Genomic DNA, 938 nt, shown 5'->3' with positions numbered 1-938 from the left:
CCCCTCACCATGAACTTCCTTGACGGCCACCTGTATCCTGAGAACCAGCAGCCTCTGATCATCACCGCCGCCCCCTATGCGCCGGGCTGGATTCCTTCAGACTTCCCGGAAGACATTCCAGTCACGATGGAGGATCAGATCCAGAAGGCTGTGGATTGCTACGAGGCCGGTGCCACCGTGCTGCATCTGCATGTGCGCGAACCCGACGGCAGGGGCAGCAAGCGCCTGTCCAAGTTCAATGAGCTGATCGCCGGGGTGGCCGCCAAGTGGCTCAGCGATGACACGCGGCATATGCTGGCCGAACTCGATCCGAAGCCCGACCAGGTGACAGTGACCGTCAACACGACGCAGATGAATGTGACGGAGCACGCCGGTCTGGATGACTTCAAGGGCGTGTCGCGGGGGGACCCGAACCTYTATGCAACCTACAAGGACATGATCGTKCCCGCGAATCCCAGTTGGGTCGAGGAGCACCTGCGACGCTTGACGGCCGCCGGAATTCARAGCGAGTTCCARTGCTACAACATCAACAGCTTTGAAACGATCGAGCGGATGATTCGCCGCGGAATCTACAAGGGRCCRCTGGTGATGAACTGGGTGGCCATCAGCGGCGGCATGGATCAGGCAAACATCTACAACCTGGCCAACTTCCTGCGTGCTGCGCCSGACGGCGCGGTGGTCACGGTGGAAAGCTCGGTGCTGAATGTGCTGCCCGTGAACATGATCGGGATCGCCTTGGGTCTCCACGTGCGGTGCGGCATCGAGGACGTGCTTTGGAACCAGACCCGCACGGGCAAGATGAGTTCCGTCGAGCAGATCAAGCAGTTGGTGCGTATCTCCGGCGAATTCGGCCGCCCCATCGCGACAGCGAAACAGGCACGAGAGATCATGAAGATCGGGGTCTTCTACGAAACGACGGAAGAGACGCTTCAGGCCAA

At 60.2% G+C, this 938-nt stretch carries 1 protein-coding gene; it reads left to right on the top strand.

Annotated elements, in window-relative coordinates:
- Window positions 1–9: 9 nt before the first annotated feature.
- Window positions 10–938: beta-keto acid cleavage family enzyme (locus tag AC1DYK_RS35475; RefSeq protein ID WP_478170535.1), on the top strand; the 929-nt coding region annotated here is incomplete at its 3' end.

The sequence above is a fragment of the Variovorax sp. P2_H12 genome, from assembly GCF_056403395.1.
The sequence above is the reverse complement of the archived record's forward strand: the minus strand, read 5'-3'. Positions and strand labels throughout refer to the sequence as shown.